The sequence below is a fragment of the Aeromonas sp. QDB39 genome (genome assembly GCF_027707585.1).
In the GTDB taxonomy this organism is placed as follows: Bacteria; Pseudomonadota; Gammaproteobacteria; order Enterobacterales; family Aeromonadaceae; genus Aeromonas; species Aeromonas hydrophila.
The window spans coordinates 39367-63579 of record NZ_JAPCIV010000004.1; the positions used below are offsets into that span (position 1 = coordinate 39367).

Annotated in this window: 15 protein-coding genes; 9 read left to right on the plus strand and 6 right to left on the minus strand. The window is 62.3% G+C overall.

The genetic code is table 11. The features are described 5' to 3' along the window. Positions 1–13: 13 nt before the first annotated feature. Complete coding sequence (locus PG899_RS03345; RefSeq protein WP_077097212.1) at positions 14–1519, minus strand: aminotransferase class V-fold PLP-dependent enzyme; 1506 nt, start codon at positions 1517–1519, stop codon at positions 14–16. A 224-nt stretch (positions 1520–1743) separates the two neighbouring features. Between PG899_RS03345 and trhA the strand changes: the two genes are divergently transcribed. Both trhA and PG899_RS03355 read left to right on the plus strand, forming a co-directional pair. After that, positions 1744–2379: a PAQR family membrane homeostasis protein TrhA gene (gene trhA / locus PG899_RS03350; protein ID WP_077097210.1), complete on the plus strand. Its 636-nt coding sequence runs from the start codon at positions 1744–1746 to the stop codon at positions 2377–2379. Between the two features lie 118 nt (positions 2380–2497). Then, complete coding sequence (locus PG899_RS03355; protein WP_017411002.1) at positions 2498–4159, plus strand: putative transporter; 1662 nt, start codon at positions 2498–2500, stop codon at positions 4157–4159. A gap of 93 nt (positions 4160–4252) precedes the next feature. Here PG899_RS03355 and PG899_RS03360 read toward each other — a convergent pair whose 3' ends face one another. Then, the gene (locus PG899_RS03360) at positions 4253–5137 is read right to left on the minus strand and encodes an IS982 family transposase (protein WP_077097209.1); all 885 of its coding nucleotides are present in this window, start codon (positions 5135–5137) and stop codon (positions 4253–4255) included. Between the two features lie 254 nt (positions 5138–5391). On the opposite strand from PG899_RS03360, the gene PG899_RS03365 reads away from it, so the two are divergent. Next, on the plus strand, positions 5392–12309 hold the full coding sequence (locus PG899_RS03365; RefSeq protein ID WP_270696994.1) for a retention module-containing protein: 6918 nt from the start codon (positions 5392–5394) through the stop codon (positions 12307–12309). Between the two features lie 294 nt (positions 12310–12603). Then, a complete protein-coding gene (locus tag PG899_RS03370) occupies positions 12604–13548 on the plus strand; it encodes a chemotaxis protein CheV (protein ID WP_017410908.1) in 945 nt (314 codons plus the stop codon). Positions 13549–13631: 83 nt separating this feature from the next. On the opposite strand, the gene PG899_RS03375 is transcribed toward PG899_RS03370, so the two are convergent. After that, positions 13632–14231, minus strand: a complete 600-nt coding sequence (locus PG899_RS03375) for an arylesterase (protein WP_011707238.1) — start codon at positions 14229–14231, stop codon at positions 13632–13634. Here PG899_RS03375 and PG899_RS03380 point away from each other — a divergent pair. Continuing rightward, a complete protein-coding gene (locus PG899_RS03380; RefSeq protein WP_077098225.1) occupies positions 14230–14955 on the plus strand; it encodes an ABC transporter ATP-binding protein in 726 nt (241 codons plus the stop codon). The genes PG899_RS03375 and PG899_RS03380 overlap by 2 nt on opposite strands. Further along, positions 14952–17399: an ABC transporter permease gene (locus PG899_RS03385; protein ID WP_270696996.1), complete on the plus strand. Its 2448-nt coding sequence runs from the start codon at positions 14952–14954 to the stop codon at positions 17397–17399. Before PG899_RS03380 ends, PG899_RS03385 begins: the two co-directional genes overlap by 4 nt. Positions 17400–17491: 92 nt before the next feature. On the opposite strand, the gene PG899_RS03390 is transcribed toward PG899_RS03385, so the two are convergent. Beyond that, positions 17492–18397 carry a TIGR01777 family oxidoreductase gene (locus PG899_RS03390; protein WP_077097732.1) on the minus strand — a complete coding sequence of 302 codons (906 nt, stop codon included), beginning with the start codon at positions 18395–18397 and terminating at the stop codon, positions 17492–17494. Between the two features lie 302 nt (positions 18398–18699). Here PG899_RS03390 and PG899_RS03395 point away from each other — a divergent pair, with 302 nt between their 5' ends. Beyond that, positions 18700–20232: an EAL domain-containing protein gene (locus PG899_RS03395; RefSeq protein WP_011707234.1), complete on the plus strand. Its 1533-nt coding sequence runs from the start codon at positions 18700–18702 to the stop codon at positions 20230–20232. A 64-nt stretch (positions 20233–20296) separates the two neighbouring features. Here PG899_RS03395 and PG899_RS03400 read toward each other — a convergent pair whose 3' ends face one another. Next, positions 20297–21478: an aminotransferase-like domain-containing protein gene (locus PG899_RS03400; RefSeq protein WP_077097734.1), complete on the minus strand. Its 1182-nt coding sequence runs from the start codon at positions 21476–21478 to the stop codon at positions 20297–20299. A 182-nt stretch (positions 21479–21660) separates the two neighbouring features. After that, positions 21661–22728 (minus strand): M28 family metallopeptidase, encoded by a 1068-nt coding sequence (locus PG899_RS03405; RefSeq protein ID WP_041217807.1) that lies wholly within the window; start codon positions 22726–22728, stop codon positions 21661–21663. 348 nt (positions 22729–23076) lie between these two features. Here PG899_RS03405 and trmB point away from each other — a divergent pair, with 348 nt between their 5' ends. Further along, on the plus strand, positions 23077–23790 hold the full coding sequence (trmB, locus tag PG899_RS03410; RefSeq protein ID WP_017410916.1) for a tRNA (guanosine(46)-N7)-methyltransferase TrmB: 714 nt from the start codon (positions 23077–23079) through the stop codon (positions 23788–23790). Positions 23791–23804: 14 nt separating this feature from the next. Further along, on the plus strand, positions 23805–24137 hold the full coding sequence (locus PG899_RS03415) for a YggL family protein (protein ID WP_011707230.1): 333 nt from the start codon (positions 23805–23807) through the stop codon (positions 24135–24137). Positions 24138–24213 lie beyond the last annotated feature (76 nt).

Here is a 24213-nt window from a genome sequence, read left to right on the forward strand (position 1 = left end):
GCCGCCCGGTTCCTCAGCCAAATAGCTGCCTTGCGATCTCGGCGCCCAGCCGCTGCTGATCCGCCAGCAGATCGCGGATATGTCGCTCTTCGATGAGCGGATTGAGCAGCACGGCCCGCAGCAGGGTGAGCGGCTGGGTGCCGTAGCGACCCACGGCGCGCTGGGTGCGGGAGACAAAACTGTGCCCCTCGGCGCGCTGAGCCTTCTGCAGGGTGACGTTGAAGGTATTGACCTGTTCGTTGGCGGCCTCGTCCAGCACCTTGCCCTGCAGATGAGGGGGGATGCAGCGATAGGAGAGCAGGTTCATTACCGGAGCCGACATCAGCTCGAAGGCGGGAGCCTGGTCGATAAGGCCGGCCATCAGGCGGGCCCGGTCGTAGTTGGCCTCGATGAGGTCGGCATAACCCTGCTGGCCGAACAGCTGGAAGGCGGCATCCAGATAGAGCGCATTGGCCGGGCGGGTGCCCTCCAGGGTGAAGCGCCCCTGATCAAAGGAGCTGGCGCGGATGGCGTAGGGGGCCTCCCGCTTGACCGCCATCATCAGGTCCGGCTGGCGACAGAGCAGCATGCCGGTACCGAGCGGCACCAGCAGTTGCTTGTGGCCATCCAGGGTGACGGTATCGGCTCGCTCGATCCCCGCCAACAGCGCCTGATAGCGGGGCGAGAACAGGGTCGGGCCGCCCCAGGCGGCATCCACATGGAAGTGGATCTGCTCGCGCTCGGCGATGTCCGCCAGTTCAGGCAGCGGGTCGATGGAGCCGAAATCGGTGCTGCCTGCCACGCCGACCAGTGCCAGCACCTTGAGCTTCTGCTCCTTGCACTGGGCAAGGGCCTGCTCCAGCGCGGCCATGTCGAGCCGGTTCTGGTCGTCGGTCGGGAGGCGCCAGACGCTGCGCGCCCCCAGCCCCAGCAGATCCATCCCCTTGTCGAAGGAGTAGTGCATCAGCCGCGAGCCCAGGATGACGGCGCCGCGATAGCCCTGCTCATAGAGGGCGAACAGGTTGTCGCCGCAGGCGCGGTTGCGGGCCAGCCAGAGGGCGGTGACGTTGGCGATGGTGCCGCCGCTGGTCATGACGCCGAGCGCGGCATCCTTGGCATGCATCTGGGCGTCATAGAAGAGATCGTCGGCGCGATAGATGAGGCGGTGCAGCTTGGCCAGCACCTCCCGCTCCAGAAAGCTGAGCAGACGGGAGGACTCCATCTTCATCGGGTTCTGGTTGAGCATCACCACCAGGCGGGACAGCTCGGCGGTGAAGGCCGGTAACGGGGCCGTCATGTGGCCCATGTAGCGTGGCGAGGTGAGGTGGGATGCGCCAGGCACCAGGGTGGCCAGGCGTGCTAGGTACTCATCCATGGCGATGCCGGTGGCCGGCATGCGGGATTGATCGAGCTGGTGGGTGAACTGGTCGCGCTGGTAGGGAGCCTGACTGTCATCCGAGTGGTGGAAGGTCTCCAGCAGATCCGTCATGGCCTGGCCGAAAGCCGGATCCGGTAGTGCAAACAGTTCAGTCAACTTCATCAGGTTCTCCAGACCGGGTTGCCAGGGAGTCACTGGGTGGTGAGCAAGCGCGGTGGCAACAGCTACGTGGGCATCGGCCGCAGAGCATACACCAAAGGCCAGCGGGTGACAGCCATGCGCATCTCCTCAACACACGGCAAATGGCATGAAAATCACTTTAAGCTAACACTTGTACTCTGAAATGGCGGCAGCTAGAGTGAGCGCAGTTTGGGCAGGAGTATGCAATGAGCAGTGTGACGGATTATTCGCCCCGCGAGGAGCTGGCCAACCGCCTCAGCCACGGCCTGGGGCTGGTGCTGGGGAGCCTGGGGTTGGTGTTGTTGTTGAACAAGGGCTGGGCGCAGGGCCCTCAGGCGCTGGTCAGTTACAGCCTCTATGGCGGCAGCCTGGTGCTGCTCTATCTGGCCTCGACTCTCTACCACAGCATGGCGGAAGGGCCGGCCAGACGCTGGTGCAAGGTATTCGACCACTGTGCCATCTATCTGCTGATCGCCGGTACCTATACCCCCTTCCTGCTGGTGGCGCTCGACACGCCGCTGGCACAGGGGTTGATGGTGGTGATCTGGGGGCTGGCGCTGGCGGGGGTGGTGTTCAAGCTGCTCTTCATCAACCGCTTCAAGAAGCTGTCGCTGTTTACCTACCTGATGCTGGGCTGGCTGTCGTTGCTGGTGGTCTATCAGCTTTATATCCATCTGGAGGGGGAAGGCTTGCTGCTGCTCGGGCTGGGTGGTCTCATCTACAGCCTGGGGGTGATCTTCTATGTGGCCAAACGTATCCCCTACAACCATGCCATCTGGCATCTATTCGTGCTGGGGGGCAGCGTTTGTCACTTTATGGCCATTTATGGCTACGTCGCCTAACTAGCCCTTAATTGGTATTTTTTGCTGCTCAAATGGATAAATTCGTGCGGTATCACACAGTTGGCCGCGGCGTTTGCTGACAAGCTAGGGACAGTTCAATTCGCAAAGGATGCACGAAATGAGTGATATCGCGCTTTCCATCAGCATGTTGTCGCTGGTGGCAGTGCTGGGGCTCTGGCTGGGGAACTGGCGGGTCTATGGCGTCGGTCTCGGGATCGGAGGGGTGCTGTTCGGCGGCATCATAGTGGGCCACTTCGCCGGCCTCTCTGGGCTGGCGCTGGATGAGCAGACCCTGCACTTCATTCAGGAGTTTGGCCTGATCCTGTTTGTCTACACCATCGGCATTCAGGTCGGTCCCGGCTTCTTCTCTTCCCTGCGCAGCTCCGGTCTCAAGCTCAACGGCTTCGCCGCCCTGCTGGTACTGCTTGGCTGCGCCGTGGCGGCAGCCCTGCACCAGCTGTTCGACGTGCCGCTGCCGGTGATCCTGGGGGTCTTCTCCGGCGCCGTGACCAATACCCCTTCACTCGGTGCCGGCCAGCAGATCCTGGCGGAACTGGGCGCTGCGCCCGGCTCCACCGGCCTGATGGGGATGGGCTATGCGGTCGCCTATCCGTTCGGCATCTGTGGCATTTTGTTGACCATGTGGCTGATCCGTATGTTCTTTCGGATCAAGATCGACGAAGAAGCAGCCCAGTTTGAACAACAGGCCGGCAAGACCAAGGAGAGTCTGCAGACCATCAACATCGCGGTGCGCAACCCCAACATCCACGGTCTGATGCTGAGCGAGATCCCGAGTCTCGACGAGGCAGACGTCATCTGCTCGCGCCTCAAGCGCGGCGAGGAGCTGATGGTGCCGCGGCCGGATTCGCGCATTGAACTGGGCGACTTGCTGCACCTGGTGGGTGAGCGGCACGCCCTGCGCAAGGTGCTGCTGGTGCTGGGGGAGGAGGTGGAGACCTCGCTCTCCACTCGCGGCACCGATCTGCGGGTGGAGCGGGTGGTGGTGACCAACGAGCAGGTGCTCGGCAAGAAGATCCGCGATCTCGACATCAAGCAGAAGTACGACGTGGTGATCTCGCGCCTCAACCGGGCCGGCATCGAGCTGGTCCCGACCAGCCAGACCAGCCTGCAGTTCGGTGACATCCTCAACCTGGTGGGGCGACTCGACGCCATCGAGGCGGTCACCAATGTGGTGGGCAACGTGCAGCAGAAACTGCAGCAGGTGCAGATGCTGCCGGTGTTCATCGGTATCGGCCTTGGCGTGCTGCTCGGCTCCATCCCCTTCTATCTGCCCGGGTTTCCGGCGGCACTCAAGCTGGGTCTGGCGGGCGGGCCACTGGTGGTGGCGCTGATCCTGTCGCGCATCGGCAGCATCGGCAAGCTCTACTGGTTCATGCCACCCAGTGCCAACTTGGCGCTGCGGGAGATCGGCATAGTGCTGTTTCTGGCGGTGGTGGGCTTCAAGTCCGGCGCCGGCTTCATCGATACCCTGATCAACGGCGATGGCCCGGCCTGGATGATGTATGGGGTGGCGATCACCCTGATCCCGCTGCTGGTGGTCGGCGTGCTGGCCCGTCTGTACGGCAAGATGAACTACCTCACCCTGTGCGGCTTGCTGGCCGGTTCCATGACGGATCCTCCCGCCCTGGCGTTTGCCAACGGCATGCACCCCACCAGTGGTGCCAGTGCCCTGTCGTACGCGACCGTCTATCCGCTGGTGATGTTCCTGCGTATCATCTCACCCCAGTTGCTGGCCATCCTGCTGTGGGCTGGTGCCTGATATGAAGCCCTTGACGGGGGCACTGGCAGTGCTCCCGTCATAAAAATGCAACACATTGATCATCTTGGTTTTATTTTCTAACCTGAGATCGGTTTAAGCCAGCATTATCACGGCTTGCTCTTCGGATGTAAGATTCAAGGCTGGCTTGTTGTCTTTGTGGCAGTACGCGATCAGCCCTCCAAGCAGATTCAACATAAATCCATGCATACTCCTGTGCCGTGAATGCTCTATCTGCGAGATGTTTTTCAGCTGGTCATTGATTGTTTCAATGATGAACCTTTTGGATAGCATTGCCCTGTCAAAAAGCGAATGGACCTTTGGTTTCATATTCTTACGGTGCCCCGTTATCAATGTCACTCCCTTGGCTGCCAGCTCATCTGATAACGCTTGACTGATATATCCTTTATCGCCGTATAACCGGTCCGGTAAACAGGCTGCTAATTCCCTGACCGGTGCCCGGTCATCGACATTTGCTGGTGTCAGCTTGGCGGCAACCAGTCCGCCCATGTGATTCACAATGAGGTGTAATTTGAATCCATAAAACCAGCCCATTGTTCCCTTGCCTCGCTTTGCGACACCATCGAATACCTTGTGCCGGGGAATCCGCAGGTTATGACAGACCTTGATGCTGGTCGAATCAACAAATTCTATCCCGGTTGGGGTTGCCTTCAGCTGGGTGAAATAGGCACAGAGCGGGACCAATACGGATGGCATCATCTCGAGGAACCGGGTGTAACTGAGCAATTGAGGAAAATCCTGCATGTGATAGCGCCGGAGCAAACCGTTGTAGAAGTTTTTGAAATCCCGGTGGTGTGACATGTGGAAAGCAATGATGATGCACATTATCTCACTCGCGCTCATGCGCCCGGTACGCTGGCGTTGACGCTGACCGCTAACCAACAATTGCTGGTGCCATTGAGGCATAAATACGGCACAAAAATCATCAACATCACAGAAGAGTTCCAATAACTTGTCCATGCCCGTTCCTTTGTGGTCAGTGTCTTTGTCACTGCAGGATCAGATCTTGGAACGGGCATTGAGTTCATTTTTTACGCCGTTTTTTATCCCGAGTTCAGGTTTTCTATTCCCGCCGTTGTTGACCCTTCTGTTTAACCGACCGTTCCAGCCTCAAATCAGTCTATCCATTCGAATTTTCTAACTGGTTTCCGGCGCCATTCGCGGGCACATTAGACGGTGGAATATTGCATGCCAATAGAGATTCAGGAGAGAACATGAGCAGCCACAATATCGCATTGGATCAGGACGTCGTCGTTACCCAGTTGAAAGGCAAGGTTTACCTGGTGGCCGCTGATGGCAGCCAGAAGCAGCTCGCCGAAGGCGATATCCTGCCCAAGGATGCGGTGCTGATCACTCCTGAAGGCGCCAGCTTCCAAGGCGGCAACCAGACTTTCACCCTGAGCCCGACCCACGAGCAGCAGGCTGAGGATGAAGCGTCTCAAGAGCCTCAGCTTGCCCAGAATGTGCCGTCCGGCAATCCCAATGACATCGCGGCCCTGCAGCAGGCCATCCTGGGCGGCGCCGATCCGACCAAGGCATTTGAAGCATCTGCCGCAGGCGGGGCGCCTGCCGCCGGTGGTGGTGGCATTGGTGGTGTGGCTGGCGCCAGTGGCAACGGTGGTTTCGTTACCATCGATCGTACTGGTGATGCCACCATAGCAGCGGCCGGTTTTGATACGGCCAACCAGACCGATGCCGGCGTGATCGCTGATGCACTGCCGGGTGAAGAGAATCGCCTGATTGATCTCGTCCCGCCGGTGATCACCGTCTCCGCACCTGACAATAGCAACGACACGACCCCGACCATCACCGGAACCACGGATGCCGACGCAGGCAGTACCGTGACCCTGCTGGTGACCGATGCCAATGGCAACCAGCAAACCCTGATCACCACCGTCAATCCGGATGGCACCTTCAGCGTGGACGTGACCACTCCGCTGGTTGATGGCTCCTACACAGTGACTGCCAGCGTCACCGATCCGGCCGGCAACACCGGCACCGCGACCGATGACGGCAGCGTGGACAGTACCGCGCCCTCGGCGCCGCAAGTGGAAATCCAGGACGGCGCGGACAATGTCATCTCCGCCAACGAGCGCGAAAACGGGGTGGATGTCATCATCCGGCTGCCGGGCGATGCCAAGGCTGGCGATCGTCTCGATGTGGACTGGAACGGTGATGGCGTGCCTGACTCCAGCAGAATTCTGACGACCGAGGACATCGGCCGTACCCAGGTCACTCTGACCATTCCTACCACGGATCTGCCGGTCAACGGCCCCATCACGGTGGATGCCACCCTGACCGACCCGGTGGGCAACACTTCGCCCAAGGGGACCGACAGCAGCGTGGTGAATGCCGCGCCTCTGCCGGGCGACGACCAGTTCACCGTGGCGGAGGACGGCACTGTCGCCATCAATGTGCTTGGCAACGACACGGATGTGGATGGTGATCGCCTCACTATTACCGCCATCAACGGCCAGACCATTGCCGAAGGCGGCACGGTAGCGATCAGCAATGGTTCCGTCACCCTGAGCAATGGCCAGCTGATCTTCACGCCGGCTCCGGATTTCAATGGCAACATCGCGTTTGAATACACCATCACCGATGGCCTGAACAGCGCCACAGGCGGCGTGACCGGGACTGTTACGCCGGTCAACGACGCGGCCGTCATTACCGGCACCGACACCGGCGGCGTGGTGGAAGACGAGACCAACCCGACCCTGACCGAGACGGGCACCCTGAGCGTCACCGACGTGGACGGCGCCGACGAGGCCAAGTTCCTGGCTGGCAACGGCGTGGCCAGCACTGGCGCACTGGGCAGCCTGACCATCACCGAAGGCGGTACCTGGACCTACAACGTCGACAACAGCAAGGTGCAGTACCTGGGCGAGGGCGAGACCAAGGTCGAGACCTTTGTGGTCAAGTCCGTGGACGGCACCGAGCACACCGTGACCATCACCATCACCGGCACCAACGATGCACCGGTGCTGCAGGCTGATGTGGGGGCGGTCAACGAAGACGCGATCCTGACCGTCGATGCGGCCAGCGGCGTGCTGGCCAACGACAGCGATGTCGACGGCAACGCCCTCAAGGTGACTGGTATCCTGAGCGGCACCAGCGGGACGGCCACGGCCGTGAACGCCAGTGGCGACACCGTGCTGACCAACAGCTACGGCACGCTGACCATCCGGGCTGACGGCAGCTACAGCTTCAATGCCAATGGGGCGGATGCGCAGAAACTGGCGGCCGGTCAGCTGGCGAACGTGGTGTTCACCTACACCGCGACCGACGGCACCGAGAGCCGGACCAGCACCCTGACCATCACCATCACCGGCACCAACGATGCACCGACCCTGAGTATCGACAAGGGGGCCGTGGTCTCCGAAGAGGGGCTGGCCGGCGGCATTGCCGATACGGCAGGCAGCAGCGATACCACCGACAGCGTGGCCGCCAGCGGCAAGATCACGGTCGGCGATGTCGACAGCCAGGATACGCTCACTATCAGCCTGAACGGGCCGGCTGGCCTGACGGCTGGCGGTGCCGCGGTGCAGTGGAGCTGGAATGCCGCCACCAAGGTGTTGACCGGTTATACCGGTACACCGGGCGGCGCCGACTACAAGGCGGTCATGGATGTGAAGCTGACCGCGCCCGCCGGCAACGGCAAGGGCGACTGGAGTTATGACGTGACGCTCAAGGCCCCGCTTGATCACCCGGTCAAGGGCAGTGAAGACGTACTCAACTTCCAGATTGGTGTGACCGTCTCGGATGGCAAGACCACCACCACTGGCAGCCTGCCCATCTCGGTCGAGGATGACTCGCCGGTGGCCGGTGACATGGCGGCCGTCTCCGTCATCAAGACCAACATCCCGGATACTCTGACCGGCCTGTTTGATCTGACCAAGTACAGTGGCAGCAACCAGACGACCCTGAACGTGAGCGGTTTCAGCATCACGGCGCTGGGCTTTACCTCGTCGACCAACTCGGCCCTGATCACCGCCAATGTCAACGGTTCCAGCTCCGGTCTGGGGGTTTCCAGCGTCGGTTCACCGAACCACAACCTCGCCAACGAGGTGGACTTCCGCCACTTTGCAAACGGTACTTCTGCTTCCGAGCAGCTGATCGTCAAACTGGATGCGGGCAAGGTGGCCTATGGCGCCAACATCAAGTTCAGCCAGATGTTCGGTGGCGAGCTGGAGAGCGGCGTGGTCGAGTTCTACCGCGGCGGCGTGCTGATCGGTACCCAGACGTTCAGCTCCAACGCGGCGGGTGGCGACTATGCCGGCAACTTCCAGGTGCAGCAGGGTGGCTTCGATACCATGGTCATCAAGGCCACCAACAATGGTAACGGCCTCTACGCCGACAACAGTGACTTCACCGTGAAGAGCATCGAGTTCCTCGGTGCCACCACGGCGCCGGCCATCGCCTACGGTTCCGGCACGGTCACCCCGCAGTGGGGCGCCGATGGCAAGGGCTACATGCAGCTGGTCGGTTCTACCGAGACCGGGCTGACCACGGCGACCGGCAAGCTGATCACCACCACGATGGAATCGGCCAATACCCTGGTCGGCAAGGCCAGCGATGGCACCTTGGTGTTCCGTCTGGAATTTACCCCGGCCACCGGCAAGTGGGAGTTCTTCCAGTATCAGAACATGTCCAAGCCGCTGGGAGATGGCGACATCGACTTCCAGATCAAGGTGGTGGATGGCGACGGCGACTACAGCCTGGGCTCTTTCGCAACCAAGCCGCTGTTTACGCCTATCGTACAGTCGGTTTCCAGCGAGAGTGCGGCCGAGGGCGGCAACCTGCTGCACACGGTGACGCTGTCTGATGCGACCCAGGAAGCGACCCAGTATGACTTCGGCATCAAGGGCAGCGGTACCAACCCGGCTTCCAGCCTTGACTGGGGTACTGCCCAGTTCAGTAACGGGGTGACCTACAACAGCGCCACCGGCAAGATCACCGTGCCGGTCGGGGTGTCGGGCTTTACCGTGACCATCCCGACGGTGGACGATCGTCTGGTCGAAGCGAATGAGACCCTGACGGTGACTGTAGGCGGTCAGAACGGCATCGGTACCATCATCGACAACGATCGTGCGCCGGTGACCACGGGTGGCTACAGTGCCGGCAAGGAAGACACGCCGCTGGTGCTGAAGTGGGCCCAGTTTGGTGCCAGCGATGATCAGGCCGCTTCTGACCTGAGCGTGCAGATCAACACCCTGCCGCTGAACGGCAAGCTGGAGTACCTGAACGCAGCCGGCCAGTGGATTGCGGTGAAGGTGGGGGATCTTGTCTCCTACGCCGATATCGACAGCGGCCACCTGCGCTTCGTGCCGGGCCTCAACGAGTCGAGCACCAACGCCAGCAACGGCAATGGCGTCGTTACCGGCAACCTGCAGGGCGATTACGCCAGCTTTGGTTACCAGATCAGCGACGGCGCGAACCTGAGCAACAGCGGCAAGCTGGTGATCGATATCACGGCGGTCGCGGACAAGCCGGTGGTCGACATCAGCCTGACGGGCAACGGCGTCCCGCTTTATACCCAGTACCCGTCGTCCGGCATCTCCACCGGGGCGTTCCAGAGCGGCAACTTCAACAAGGGCAACTTTGGCATCACCAGCAGCTTTACCGACAGCACCACCACCCAGGACAGCGTGGTGGGGACCAGCGGCAACGACTACATCGTCAGCGTGAAGGGGGGTGGCGATTACTTCGTCGGCGGTGCAGGCAATGATGTATTGGTCGGCGGCAACTCGGTCTCCGGCGATACCCTCGACGGCGGCACCGGTAATGACATCCTGGTGGCCGGACTGGGTGGCGATACCCTGTTTGGCGGCGCCGGTACCGACCTGGCCGTACTGATGGGCTCGCGTGCCAACTATGTCATCGAGCGCAGAAGTGACGGCGGTTTCAACTTCCTAGTGAAGGAGAACGGCGTCACCATCAGCAAGTCGCTCTACGACATCGAGCTGGTGCAATTTGATGACGGCATCTACCAGTTCAACCAGACCGACGGCACCCTGACGGCGGTACAGCCGAGCGTGGTGGATTACCCGTTCGAGATCAGCGCTTCCCTGACCGACCGGGATGGCAGCGAGCAGTTCGACAGCCTGGTGCTGACCGGCATGCCGACGGGGTCGACCCTCTACCAGGGCTCCACCGTGCTCGGCACCGTGGGGGCAGATGGCAAGCTGACGCTGACCGGTCTGTGGAACCAGAGCGCGCTGGATGTCAAACTGACCGGTCTGACCCTGCGGGTACCGGGCAGTAGTGCCGGCCAGTTCGACCTGAAGGTAGAAGCCATTGCCAAGGAAGTGGCGACCGATCAGACCAGCAGTGCATCGGATCAGGACTCGATCCGCATGAGCTACTTCCTTTCCACCGAAGGGGAGCCGGGCGATCAGAACCGCACCTATGGCAATGAGCACAATATCGTGGTCGGGGATCTGGATGGCAGCGTGGTACTGCCGGGCCAGAACTACAACATCGCCTTCATGGTCGACAGCTCGGGCAGTATCGGCAGCAGCGCCATGAACACCATAAAGAGCCAGCTGGCTCAGGTGTTCTCCAGCCTCAAGGCTAGCGCCGGCACCGATGGCGCCGGGACGGTCAACATCTTCCTAGTGGACTTCGACACCATGGCCAACAAGTCGGTCAGCGTGAACCTGAAGGACAGTAACGCCCTGAGCCAGCTGCAAGCCATTCTCGACAGCATGGATGGCAGCACCAACAACGGCGGTGGCACCAACTACGAGGATGTGTTCAAGACCACGGCCAACTGGTTCAACAGCTCGACCGTACAGGGTAATACCAATGCCAAGAACCTGACCTACTTCATTACCGATGGTAAGCCGACTTACTATCTGAGCAATGAAGGCAGCAACCCGCTGGTTGATGACTACACCAACAACAACAAGGACGTATATCTCAATCAGCTGCTGCAAAATGGCTATGTGCCTGGTCAGGTATACAAGAACGGTAACTTCACCGTGATTGATGGCCAGGGCGTCGTGTACAAGAGCGATACCTCAGGCAAGGTCTCCACGATCGGTTATATGCGCCCTGATGGTCTGGGTGGTTATACCTACTCGACCCTGGCAGGTAATGGACAGGATTCCACATCCACCACCATCAGCAATGCCGTTGCCGGCTTTGCCTTGCTGACGGGCATGGGGGTCACGGTGGAAGCGATCGGACTGGGGGCCAACATCTCCTACAACGATCTCAAGTCCTACGACTCTGACGGCGTCATCATGACCGGTGTCAACGCCAGCGACCTGGCCAACGCCATCCTGGGTACCTCGGTGAACAACCTGCCGGGCAGCGACCGGATCGACGGCGGTGCCGGTGACGACATCCTGTTCGGTGATGCCATCCACTTCGCCGGCATCAACGGTGAAGGCTACGCGGCCATCAAGCAGTATGTGGCCGGCAAGCTGAGCGCAGGCTCGGTGACCGATGCCCAGGTCCATGACTACATCACGGATCATGCCAGCGAGTTCGATCAGTCCTCCAACAACGACAAGGCGGACGTGCTGATCGGCGGCGATGGCAACGACATCCTGTTCGGTCAGGGTGGCGATGACTTCCTGTTCGGCGGGGCCGGCAACGACATCCTGTTCGGTGGTGCCGGCAACGACACCCTGTACGGCGAGAGCGGCAACGATACCCTGTACGGCGGCAGCGGCAACGACACCCTGTACGGCGGTAGCGGTGACGATACCCTGAGCGGTGGTCTGGGCAATGACATCCTGGTCGGCGGGCTTGGCAATGACATCCTCAAGGGGGATGGCGGCGCCGATACCTTCACCTGGCTGCAGGGCGACACCGCTGCGGGCAGCGTGGCCAAGGATTACGTGGTCGACTTCTCCAAGGCGGAAGGTGACAAGCTGGATCTGAGCGACCTGCTGGATCACGATGGTTCTCGCAACCAGAACGATCTGAAGAGCCTGCTCTCTGTCTTCCAGGACAGCGAAGGGGTTCACCTGCAGGTCAAGGAGAGCAGCGCCGCCCCCGTGACCCAGGAGATAGTGCTGATGAACCACACGTTCGACAGCCTCACCGGTAGCGCGTCGGCCACCTCGTCCCAGGTGATCGACTACATGCTGAACAACAACATGCTGGATATCGACAAGTAATCCGGTCGACCCCAGGCAAAAAGCGGCAGATTCATCTGCCGCTTTTTTATGTCATGGGATTGAAGGGGGCGCTGATTTTCATCGGATAATCAGGGCCGTATCACCGTCGACAGAGGATTGTGAGCGAATGGTTACTGACAAGCTTGAAGAGAGCTCCGCCGCGAGCCGGGTCTCGCTTTTTTTTATCAAGTTCCTGCATCATCTGGCCGACATAGGATAAGAATACGGGTCGTGTTGGGATTCTGACCCTTCTATACTATGGCGAGACTCGGGCAACGGACGTAAGGGCTTTATATGGCGAGCATATTGGATTCAGTGGACCAACGTACCCAGCTGGTAGGGGAGAACCGCCTGGAGCTGTTGATGTTCCGTTTGGGATCCCAACAGTTGTTTGCTATCAACGTGTTCAAGGTGCGGGAAGTGGTCAAGCTGCCCCATCTCAACAAGATGCCGGGAGCGCACCACAACATCAGCGGGGTGGCCAACATCCGTGGCACCTCGATCCCGGTGATCAACCTGCGCAGCGCCATCGGCATGCGCCCCATGCCCATCGATGCCGAGTCCAACCTGATCATTACCGAATACAACCGCACCATTCAGGGCTTTCTGGTGGGGCAGGTGGCCAACATCGTCAACATGACCTGGAAGGACATACTGCCGCCGCCGCGTTCCGCCGGGCGGGCGAACTACCTGACCGCCATCACCCGCATTCCCGAAGACGGTGTCGATCAGATCGTCGAGATCATCGACGTGGAGAAGGTGCTGGCCGAGATCATCACCTATGACATCCGCATCTCGGAAGAGGTGCTGGATCGGGAGATCCTGCCGGAAATGCACGGCCGCAAGGTGCTCATCGTCGACGACTCCAGCACGGCCCGCAATCTGGTGCGCGAGACCCTGGGCCAGCTGGGGCTGGAGGTGATCGAATGCCAGGATGGCCTGCAGGCGCTCAATCTGCTCAAGGGGTGGTGCGATGCGGGCAAGAAGGTGACCGACGAGATCCTGCTGATGATCACCGATGCCGAGATGCCGGAGATGGATGGCTATCGGTTGACCCATGAAATTCGCAGCGATGCCCGCATGTCCGATCTCTTCATCACCCTCAACACCTCGCTGAGCGGCAACTTCAACGAGGCCATGGTCAAGAAGGTGGGCTGTGATCGCTTCATCTCCAAGTTCCAGCCAGACCTGCTGGTCGGGGTGGCCCAGGAGCGGTTGCGCCAGATCCTGGAACGCTGAGACAAGATCAATAAAAATCCCGCCTTGGCGGGATTTTTATTGGAGTTGGAGCCCGGAAGATAGGCAGGGCCATGACACCGGGATCACTGGGTCAGCAGCGGCTCGATAAAGCTGGCCACCCGGTCGCGGATCTGCGGCTGGGCGGCGGCGGTGGGGTGGATGCCATCGTTCATCATGAGTTCAGGGCGCAGCGCAATATCATCCATGAAGAAGGGCATCAGCGGCAGCTGATTGGCGCTGGCCAGTTCCGGGAAGATCTGCTCGAACTGGCGCAGGTAGCGCGCGCCGTAGTTGCGCGGCAGCTGGATCTGGGTCAACACGGTTTTTACCTGTTGTGCCTTGGTCAGCGCCACCATCCTGGTGAGATTGTCCCGGGTGATGGCCGGCGCGAACCCACGCAGCCCGTCGTTGCCACCCAGCTCGATCAGCACCCAGTCCGGTTGATGTTCCTTGAGCAGGGCCGGCAATCTGGCCAGCGCCCCTTGCGTAGTTTCACCACTGATGCTGGCATTGATAAGCTGATGTTTACCCCCCTGCTGCTGCCATTTCTGATTGAGCAGCGCAGGCCAGCTCTGCTCCGCCGGCATCTGATAACCCGCACTCAGGCTGTCGCCCAGTACCAGCAGGGTCTGGGCCTGCACCGATGACACCAGGCAGCACAAGGCAAACAGGAAACGCGTCATGAATTCAACTCCCATTATCAACGTCAAGGGCCTGGGCAAGACAGTGCGCCTGGGCCAGGAAAGCCTCACCATCCTTGAAGGGATCGACCTGCAAGTCAATAGCGGCGAAACGGTGGCGCTGGTCGGTGCTTCCGGCTCCGGCAAGTCCACCCTGCTGGGGCTGCTGGCCGGGCTGGATCTGCCGAGCCAAGGGGATATCGAGATCCTCGGCCAGTCGCTGCTGCAGCTGGACGAAGAGGGGCGTGCCCGGCTGCGGGCCGAGCAGGTCGGCTTTGTGTTCCAGTCCTTCCTGTTGCTGCCCACCCTGAGCGCGCTGGAGAACGTCATGCTGCCTGCCGAGCTGCGTGGCGAGACCCGCTGCGAGCCGCGGGCTCGCGAGCTGCTGGCGGCGGTCGGCCTCGGCGAACGGCTGCACCATCTGCCGCCGCGCCTCTCCGGCGGTGAACAGCAGCGGGTCGCCATCGCCCGGGCCTTCATGACCCGGCCCAGCCTGCTGCTGGCCGATGAGCCCACCGGCAACCTCGACAGCAAGACCGGGGAGCGGGTGATCGAGCTGCTGTTCGAGCTCAACCGCGAGCATGGCACCACGCTCGTGGTGGTGACCCATGATCATGAGCTGGCTCAGCGTTGCCAGCGGCAGCTGGTGATGGCGGCGGGACGATTGGCTTCGGATGCGTCAGCATCCGAAGCCGCCTCTGCAGCAAGAGTCAGGGAGCTGTCATGAGTCAGTGGCGACTGGGATTCAAGTTATTGCGCCGGGAGGGATTCAACGGCGAGCTGCGCTGGTTCGTGCTGGCGCTGGCGCTGAGCGTGGCCTGCGTGCTGAGCGTGGCCCTGGTGGCGGATCGACTGGATGCCGGGCTCAAAGCCTCGGGCCGCGACTTTATCGGTGCCGACCGGGTGCTGCGCTCGGCCACGCCGGCGCCGGCCGCCTGGCTCGAGCAGGCGGCAAAAACGGGCCTGGCGGTGCAGACCACGGTCAGCTTCAACAGCATGCTGTTTCATGGCGATGCCTTGCAACTGGCCTCCATCCGCGCCGTGCCTGAGGATTTCCCCTTCTACGGCAAGCTGGAGCTGAGCCCCCAGCGGGCGCCGGCACCCGGCGAAATCTGGCTCTCCGCCCGGGTGATGCAACTGCTGGCGGCCAAGCCGGGGGATGCGCTGGAAGTGGGCAATACGGTGCTCAAGGTGGCGGGGGTACTGGGTCAGGAGCCGGATCAGGGCTTCAGTCCCTTCCTGCTGGCGCCGCGGGCGCTGATCCACAGCGCCGATGTGGAGGCGACCGGTGCCCTGCTGCCGGGTAGTCGTCAACAGTGGCGCTACCTGTTCAAGGGCACTCGCGAGCAGGTGGCCGACTATGAACGCTGGCTCAAACCCAAACTCAAGGCGGGGCAGAAGCTGATCAAGCCGGACGACCAGGGCTCCCAGGTGGGTCGCTCGCTGGCCAATGCCGAGCGCTTCTTCCGGCTCGCCTCCCTGGCGGGAGTGCTGCTGGGGGCGCTGGCCATGGGCATCGCGGTGCGTCACTTTGCCGAGCGCCAGACCAACATGGTGGCGCTGCTCAAGACCCTGGGGGCCTCCCGCCGCTCGCTCTGGCAGTTGATGGGCACCCTGTTGCTGTCGCTGACGCTGGTCGGCGCCCTGCTCGGTCTGGTGGCGGGCAGCGCCATGCAGTGGCTGACCCTGCATCTGCTGGGCAACCTGCTGCCCGCTGACCTACCGCCGCCGTCGTGGCGACCCTTTGCGCTGGGGTTGGCGGTGGCCTTCTTCATCACCCTGCTGCTGGCCTTCGTGCCCTTCCTGCGCCTGCTCAAGGTGCCGCCGCTGCGGGTGCTGAGACGCGAGCTGGAGGCGGGGATCCCGCCCTGGCTGGCGTTGCCGGTGGCGTTGCTCGGCTTGTTTGGGCTGGTGTGGGGCTTCACCGCCGATGCGACTCTGGCGCTGGGGCTGATCGGCGGCATGGGGCTGCTGATGGGGCTGCTGGCGCTGATCGCCTCCTTGCTGCTGCGGCTGGGACGCCGGGTGCAGGGGCCCCACGCGCTGCGGCTGGCCATCAGCCATCTCTCCCGCGAGCGGGGCAGCGGCCTGTTCCAGCTGGCGGGCTTTGCGCTGGCACTCATGCTGTTCGGTTTGCTGTGGGCGGCGCGAGTCGACCTGCTCGGCGAGTTCTCGGCTAGGCTGCCGGCGGATGCCCCCAACCGCTTCCTGGTCAATGTGGCAGACGGGGAGCGGGAGGGGATCCTGGCCGATCTGCGCCAGGCGGGGGCCGTGACCTCGGACTTCTACCCCATGGTGCGCGGCCGGCTGGTCAGCATCGCCAGCGAGGCGGTGCGCGACACGGATGAAGATGGCCGCGAAGGGGTCAATCGCGAGCTCAACTTCACCACCACCGCCACCCTGCCGCCGGATAACACCCTGACCGCAGGACGCTGGCTGGATGGCCCCGGCCAGGTATCGGTAGACAAGGATCTGGCCAAACGGCTCGACATCGCCCTCGGCGACACCCTGGGCTTCACCATCGAGGGGCGCAGCTTCAAGGCGCAGGTGACCAGCCTGCGGGCCATCAAGTGGGACAACATGCGGCCCAACTTCTACATGATCTTCTCGCCGGACGTGCTGGCGCCCTTCTCCCAGACCTGGCTCGGCAGCTATCGTCTGCCGGAGCAGGGGCGGGTGGCCGAAGTGGAGCTGATCCGCCGGCACCCCACGGTGAGCCTGATCGATGTGGACGATTTGATCGTGCGGCTGACGGCGGTGTCGGATCAGGTGAGCCGGGCGCTGGGGCTGATGCTGGGACTGGTGACGGTGGCGGCGCTGCTGGTGCTGCTGACCCAAACCCAGGCCAGCATGGCCCATCGGCGCCGGGAGCTGCTGTTGATGCGCACCCTGGGGGCCGGCAGCGAGCTGCTCCGGAAGATGCTGCGCTGGGAGCTGGTTGCCAGCGGCCTGCTGGCGGGGCTGTGCGCCGCCATGGTAGTCGAGCTCTGCTCCCTCGGCCTGCAGTGGTGGTGGTTCGAGGGGCAGTGGCAGTTCCACTGGGCCATCTGGGCCGGTCTGCCGCTGCTGGGGGCCGTGCTGGTGACGCTGGCGGGGCAGGGCATGCAGCGCCAGCTGCTGGCGGGCACCCTGAGCGATCGGCTGCGTGGATTGGGGCAGGGCCTGCTCTGATCACCGCATCTTGTGCGGATGCCGCAAGGCGCAATAACAATCAGCCCGGCCAATGGCCGGGCTGATTGTTATCCGGTTGGCTGAAAGCCCGGTCAGCGGGCAGTGCTCAGCAGATTGGCAAGGGCCTGGGGCAGCGCCGGGTAGGTGAAGTGGAAGCCGGCCTGCTGCAGATGGGTCGGCAGCACCCTCTGGCCGGTAAGCAGCAGGTCGGCCGCCTCGCCCATCAGCAACTGCAGCAGGGGGGCCGGCACGAAGAAGAGGTGTGGCCGGTGCAGGGTGCCTGCCAGGGTCTGGCTGAACTCGCGGTTGCTGACCGGCTGCGGCGCCGTGCCGTTGAACAGGCCGTCGCACTCGTCGTGCTCCAGCAGGAATAGGATGGCGCGCACCAGATCCTGGACGTGGATCCAGCTCATGATCTGGTGCCCCGTGCCCATGGGGCCACCGAGGCCGACGCGATAGGGCGGCAGCATTTTGGGCAGGGCGCCGCCGTCGGTGCCGAGCACCAGCCCGATGCGTACGATGCAGACCCGGGTATGCTTGCTGCGGGCTTCGCGGGCCAGGGTTTCCCACTGCTGACAGAGCTGATGGGTGAATTCGTCGTGAGGGGTCTGGCACTGCTCGTCCAGCGGTTCATCGCCCTGACGGCCATACCAGCCGATGGCGGAGGCGTTGATCAGCACCCTGGGCGGCGTATCGGAGAGCTTGACCAGGTCGACCAGCTGTTCGGTCAGCAGCCAGCGACTGTCACACAGCAGCTGCTTGCGCCGCTCGCTCCAGCGGCCGTTGGCGATGGGTTCCCCTGCCAGGTTGATGACCGCGTCCACGTCGTTGAGGTTGTCGAGCCGATCCAGGCTGTCGAGCAGCTTGACGTCGTGGCCGAGCAGATCATAGGCGCGGCTGCCCTGACGGGTCAGCACCAGCACCTCGTGAGCCACCTTGAGATGGGCCACCAGACGGCGACCGATGAAGCCTGTCCCTCCCGTGATCAATATTTTCATATGCAGACTCCCTGACGCTGTTGGCTCTACTCTAGTGGGCCGGCACCAGATGAACAAGCAGCTGTTTTTGCAAAGATTATAATCGTCACAGCAGGCATCTGGCGCATCGCGCCAGGGGGCGTGCAGCGAGCACTGCGCACATGCGAAGGGATGGCGGCGACTGCCGCTGTCGCCCCGCTGCAGACGCGATATAGTGTTGGTCAGAGCGCCCCGCTCTGCCGTCAGGGTTGTCAGAAAGGCTTGTCAGAGAAGGGGATAGGAGTAGACTCGTCCGCTTTTTCACCGTTGCCGCGAGGGTGGGTATGCCGTTTCGTCGTTTGAGGTTGCGCCAGTTTTATACCAGGCTGGGGGCGGCGTTGCTGGCCGGCCTGCTCCCCCTGCTGCTCGGGGTATTGATCGTCTCCTGGCAGACCTTTGCCGGCATGAAGCAGGATGCCGAAGAGCGTCTGCTCCATGCCAGGGAGATGCTGGAGCGTACCCTGGATCACGCCCATCAGGCAGCGGCCATGGTGCAGGGCAGCGTGGGGCGTCCCTGCGAGGAGGTGGTGCAGGGGCTGCGGGATCAGGTGGCGACCGTGCCGGACGTGCGCACCGTCAACCTGGCCAAAGGGGAAGTGGTCTACTGTTCCTCGCTCTACGGCCCCTATCAGGGCCCCTTCAAGCTGGCCGATTATGCCAATGGCCAGCTGGATCTGATGCGGGGCAATCCGGTGACGCCGGGGCGGCCTCTGGTGGTTTATCGCCAACCGGTGGGGGAGTACAGCGTGCTGGTCGGCATCGATGGCTACTACCTGCACAACATCCTCGACATGCTCAGCCGCAACTCGCCGCTGACCCTGGTGATCGGGGCGCAGAGCATGCTGGCCGACGGCCAGATCCATGACGAGGTGCCGCCCGTGGCGCTGGGGTCGCTGGAGCAGACCTCCGGCAAGTATCCGTTTCGGGTGGTCACCGATCTCTCCCACGACGAGTACGGCAGCCATATCTGGAACTACTCTCGGGCCAGTCTCATCATCTACCCATTGCTGGGTCTGCTGGCGGGCTGTCTGGTTTACTGGCTGGCCGGCCGTTCGACTTCGCCCTCCCAGGAGCTGCGACGGGCGCTGGATCAACGGGAGTTCATCCCCTACCTGCAACCCGTGGTGACCGGTGATGACGCCCACTGGAGCGGCTGCGAGGTGCTGATGCGCTGGCAGCATCCGCGTCAGGGTCTCATCTCGCCGGACCGCTTCATTCCGCTGGCCGAAGACAGCGGCCTCATCGTGCCCATGACCCGGCTGCTGATGGAGCAGGTGCGCGAGCAGTTCGCAGGCCGAGTGCACAGCCTGCCCAGAGGGTTCCACTTCGGCTTCAACATCAGCGCCAGCCACTGCAAGGACATGAGCCTGCTGGAGGATTGCCGCGACTTCATCAACGCGTTTCGGGAGAACCCCATCAAGCTGGTGCTGGAGCTGACCGAGCGGGAGCTGATCGTGGCGGACGAGACGACCGACCGCTTGTTTGCCGAGCTGCATCAGCTGGGGGTCTTCATCGCCATCGACGACTTCGGTACCGGCCACTCCAGCCTCACCTATCTGCAGCAGTTCCAGGTGGACTTTCTCAAGATCGATCAGAGCTTTGTCGGCATGATCGGCTCCGATGCCCTCTCCAGCCACATCGTCGAGAACGTCATCGATCTGGCGACCCGGCTCGGTCTGCTGCTGGTTGCCGAAGGGGTGGAGAACGAGGTGCAGGCCGCCTATCTGCGGGCGCGTCAGGTGAACTTCCTGCAGGGCTATCTGTATGGCAGGCCGATGCCGATGAAGGAGTTTGCCGGCCTGCTGGCGCAGGGCTGAGCCAAATTTCGCGCATAAAAAACCAGCGACCGAGGTCGCTGGTTTTTTTTCACCCCGAGGCAGGTCAGAGCATGCGGGCGAGGGCGCGACACAGACGCTTGACCCCCTCTTCGATGGTGGCTTCATCCACGCAGGAGAAGCTCAGGCGCAGGGTGTTCTGGATCTCGGGGCGCACGTAGAAGGGGGCGCCCGGTACGAAGGCCACCTTCTCCTTGATCGCCTCGTCAAACAGCGCCATGGCGCTGACGCTCGAAGGCAGGGTCAGCCAGAGGAACATGCCTCCTTCCGGTCGGGTATAGCTGACGCCGGGCGGGCAGTGACGGGCCAGGGCGGCCTCCATGGCGGCACGCTGGCGGCCATAGACCTCCTTGATCTTCTCCAGATGGGCATCCAGCGAGTTGTCGATCAGGAAGCGGTGCAGCACCTGCTGGCTGAAGGCGTTGCTGTGCAGGTCGGTGGCCTGCTTGGCGATGGTCACCTTCTTGCGCAGCCAGTCCGGCACCAGCATCCAGCCGAGACGGAAGGCCGGGACGACGGTCTTGGAGAAGGAGCCGAGCAGCACGGTATTGTTCGGCGCCAGCTTGGCGATGGGGGGCAGGTGTTCGCCCTCGAAGCGCAGTTCGCCATAGGGGTCGTCTTCCACCATCAACAGCTCGTGGCTGACCAGTCGCTCGGCAAGCGCCTCGCGGTTGGCACGGTTGTAGGAGACGCCGCTCGGGTTCTGGAAGTTGGGCACGCCGTACAGCAGCTTGGCGTTGGAGCCGCCGGCCAGCAGCGCATCCAGCGCCGCCAGATCCAGCCCCTCTTCACCCAGGGTGATGGGCTTGAAGGCCGGTTGATAGACGGAGAAGGCCTGGATGGCGCCAAGATAGCCCGGCTCCTCGATGATGAGATCCTGCCCCTCGTCGATCAGCACCTTGCCCAGCAGATCCAGCGCCTGCTGGGAGCCGCTGGTGATGAGGATGTTGTCCGGATTGACCTGCATGCCGTGGCGGGCCAGATAGCGGTCGGCGATGTACTGGCGCAGCGGGGCGAAGCCCTCGGTGGCGGCATACTGCAGGGCTGCGGCGCCCTGTTCGCGCAGCACGTCCTGGCAGGCCTGGTCGATGGCCTTGACCGGGAACAGGTGCGGATTGGGCAGACCGCCGGCGAAGGAGATGATCTCCGGATTGGCGGCGACCTTGAGGATCTCGCGGATGAAGGAAGGCTCTACCTTCTCGAAGCGCTGGGCAAAAAACGGCTGCATAGGATTCTCTCTGGCATGGTGAGCGGTCGCTCCATTCGACCGCCAAGTTATCCGTTTGTATCAGATTTAAAAAATGAGGCAATGGCTGTAACAAAAATCGATAAAAAAGGGCAGGTTTGGCACCTGCCCGAATTTTATCGGTCGGGGACGGCCATGGGGCGCAAAAGCCCCGGCGTGACCCGTTACAGTCCCGGCTCCTTGAGGAAGCGGATCATCAGCTCGGTGTTGGCACCGAGCTGCTGCTGTACCCGGCCCGGGAACAGTTCGGCCATCTTGTCGAGGCGGTCATACTGGGTATGCCAGATCTTGCCCCACTGGGTTTCGCTGTCCCGATCGCAGGCACTTTTGGTGGCATCGTCGTAGCAGTCCCACAGCGCCGGATTGGTGGTCTGGGAGTAGCCGTCGTAGCCATCCGCCCCGTTGATGGTGAAGTTGGTGGCCTCCACGTAGGCGATGGGCACTCCGAGGCAGGCGAACGGCGCATGATCGGACCAGCTGCCGGTCTCCCCTTCCGGGTAGCCGCTGTAGCTGGGGTGGATGGCAAACGGGGTGGCGGTCTGCTTGGAGATGGCCAGCAGGCGATCCCGCACCTTGGGATCGAAGCTGTAGCGGCTCGGATCGGCGCAGTTGTACTCGGCCACATCGGAGTGGGCCGAGTGGACGTAGACGATGTCGCCCCCGGCGATGGTGTCGTAGTTCACCATCGCCAGCAGCCTGGCGACGGCGGCGCTGTCGAGGCTGGCGGCGTAGGCCTTGGAGCCGTTGAGGCCGTTCTCCTCGGCGCCGAAGAAGGCGAAGCGCACCGTGTAGGGCAGGGTCTGCCCCTTGAGCGCTTCGGCCACCGCCAGCAGGGCGGCGACGCCGGCACCGTTGTCGGTGGCCCCCTCGGAGCCCTTCTTGTCGCCGGTGCTGTCATAGTGGGCACCGATCAGGATCACCTTGTCGCTGCTGCCCTTGAGCTCGGCGACCAGGTTCTGGGAGGTCTTGCTGGCCCCGCTCTTGGTGTAGGTGAAGGGCTGGTTCTGCACCTCGTAGCCCCAGCCGGCCAGGTGGTCCTGGATCCAGGCGGCGGCGCGGGTCTCGGCCTCGCTGCCGGTGGGTCTGGCGCCGATCCCCTCGGCGGTCGAACTCAGCTGCACCAGGTATTCATAGGCCTGCTCGGCGGCGGAGGGGGCCTGTGAATCGTTGCTGGAGGTGTTGCACCCGGCCAGCAGGGCTGTGATGGCAAACGCCAATGCTGTGTGTTTCATACTGCAATCCTTTGTTGTGTATGGTTTTATTTGCGCAGGTCAGCATGCACCCGGCGCCTGGCAGATTCTGTGAAGGGGGTGGCATTTGTCAATCGCGGTGGCGGAATTGGTCTGTGGCGGGGGATTTGTTGCGCGAAACACTTGCGCCCTGAGCCTATCTTGGGATAATTCGCTACCCTGTTTCGCCGAGCGATGAAATGACGAACAATTTCGCGTCTCGTCGGCGAGGTGGAACGATGAAACAACGAGCAATTCATCTCGGTCGTCTGTGACCAGCACGACGAGATAACGAGCAATCCATTTATGTGGTCTGTGACCCAGACCGATGCAATAACGAGCAATTTGATTATGCCAGTGACCCAAGATGTGTTTAACGAAGACGGCAAGTTCATGCGCAAGATCCGCAGCTTTGTCCGTCGCGAAGGCCGCCTGACCAAAGGGCAGGAGAAGGCCCTGGAAGAGCTCTGGCCGGTCATGGGTATCGATTTCGCACCGGAGCCGCTCGATCTGGTTGCCCTGTTTGGCCGCGAGGCCCCGGTGGTGCTGGAAATCGGCTTCGGCATGGGCGCCTCCCTGGTGGAGATGGCCAAGAATGCCCCCGAGAAGAACTTCATCGGCATCGAAGTGCACTCGCCGGGTGTCGGTGCCTGCCTCGGTACCGCCCAGGAGGCGGGAGTCACCAACCTGCGTGTCATCTGCCACGACGCGGTCGAGGTGCTGGAGCACATGATCCCGAACGGCTCGCTCGCCTGCCTGCAGCTGTTCTTCCCGGATCCCTGGCACAAGAGCCGTCACCACAAGCGCCGCATCGTGCAGCCGGCCTTTGCCCAGGACATTCGCCAGAAGCTGGCCATCGGTGGCGTGTTCCACATGGCCACCGACTGGGAGAACTACGCCGAGCACATGCTGGAAGTGATGAGTGCCGCCGAGGGGTATGAGAACACCTCTGCCACCGGCAACTGGGTGCCGCGTCCCGACTGGCGCCCGCTGACCAAATTCGAACAACGTGGCCACCGTCTCGGCCACGGGGTGTGGGATCTGATTTTCAAACGTGTCAACTAACTGAAGGAGCTATCATGGCCAATCGTAGCCGCCGCCTGCGCAAGAAACTGCGCGTCGATGAATTCCAGGAAATGGGCTTCGACATCAGTTTCAACTTCCCGGTCGGTACCGCCGAAGAGACCATCGATGCGGTAGTCGACGCGATGATCGATGAAGTGATCGAACCCCGCAAGCTGGCTTTCGCCGGCTCCGGCCACCTGGCCTGGGAAGGGATGATCTGCACCCAGCAGCTGGGCAAATGCAGCGAAGAAGACCGCGCCGCCGTCAAAGCCTGGCTGGAAGGCAAGGGGATGGAAGCCGTGGTGGTCACCGAGCTGTTCGACCTCTGGTACGGTGAACCGGCCTGATGACAGGCTGGCTGTGGCAGGCGCCCCGGTGTCGACAGCCTGCTACAGCAGATAGACAAGTCCCGCCGCTGGCGGG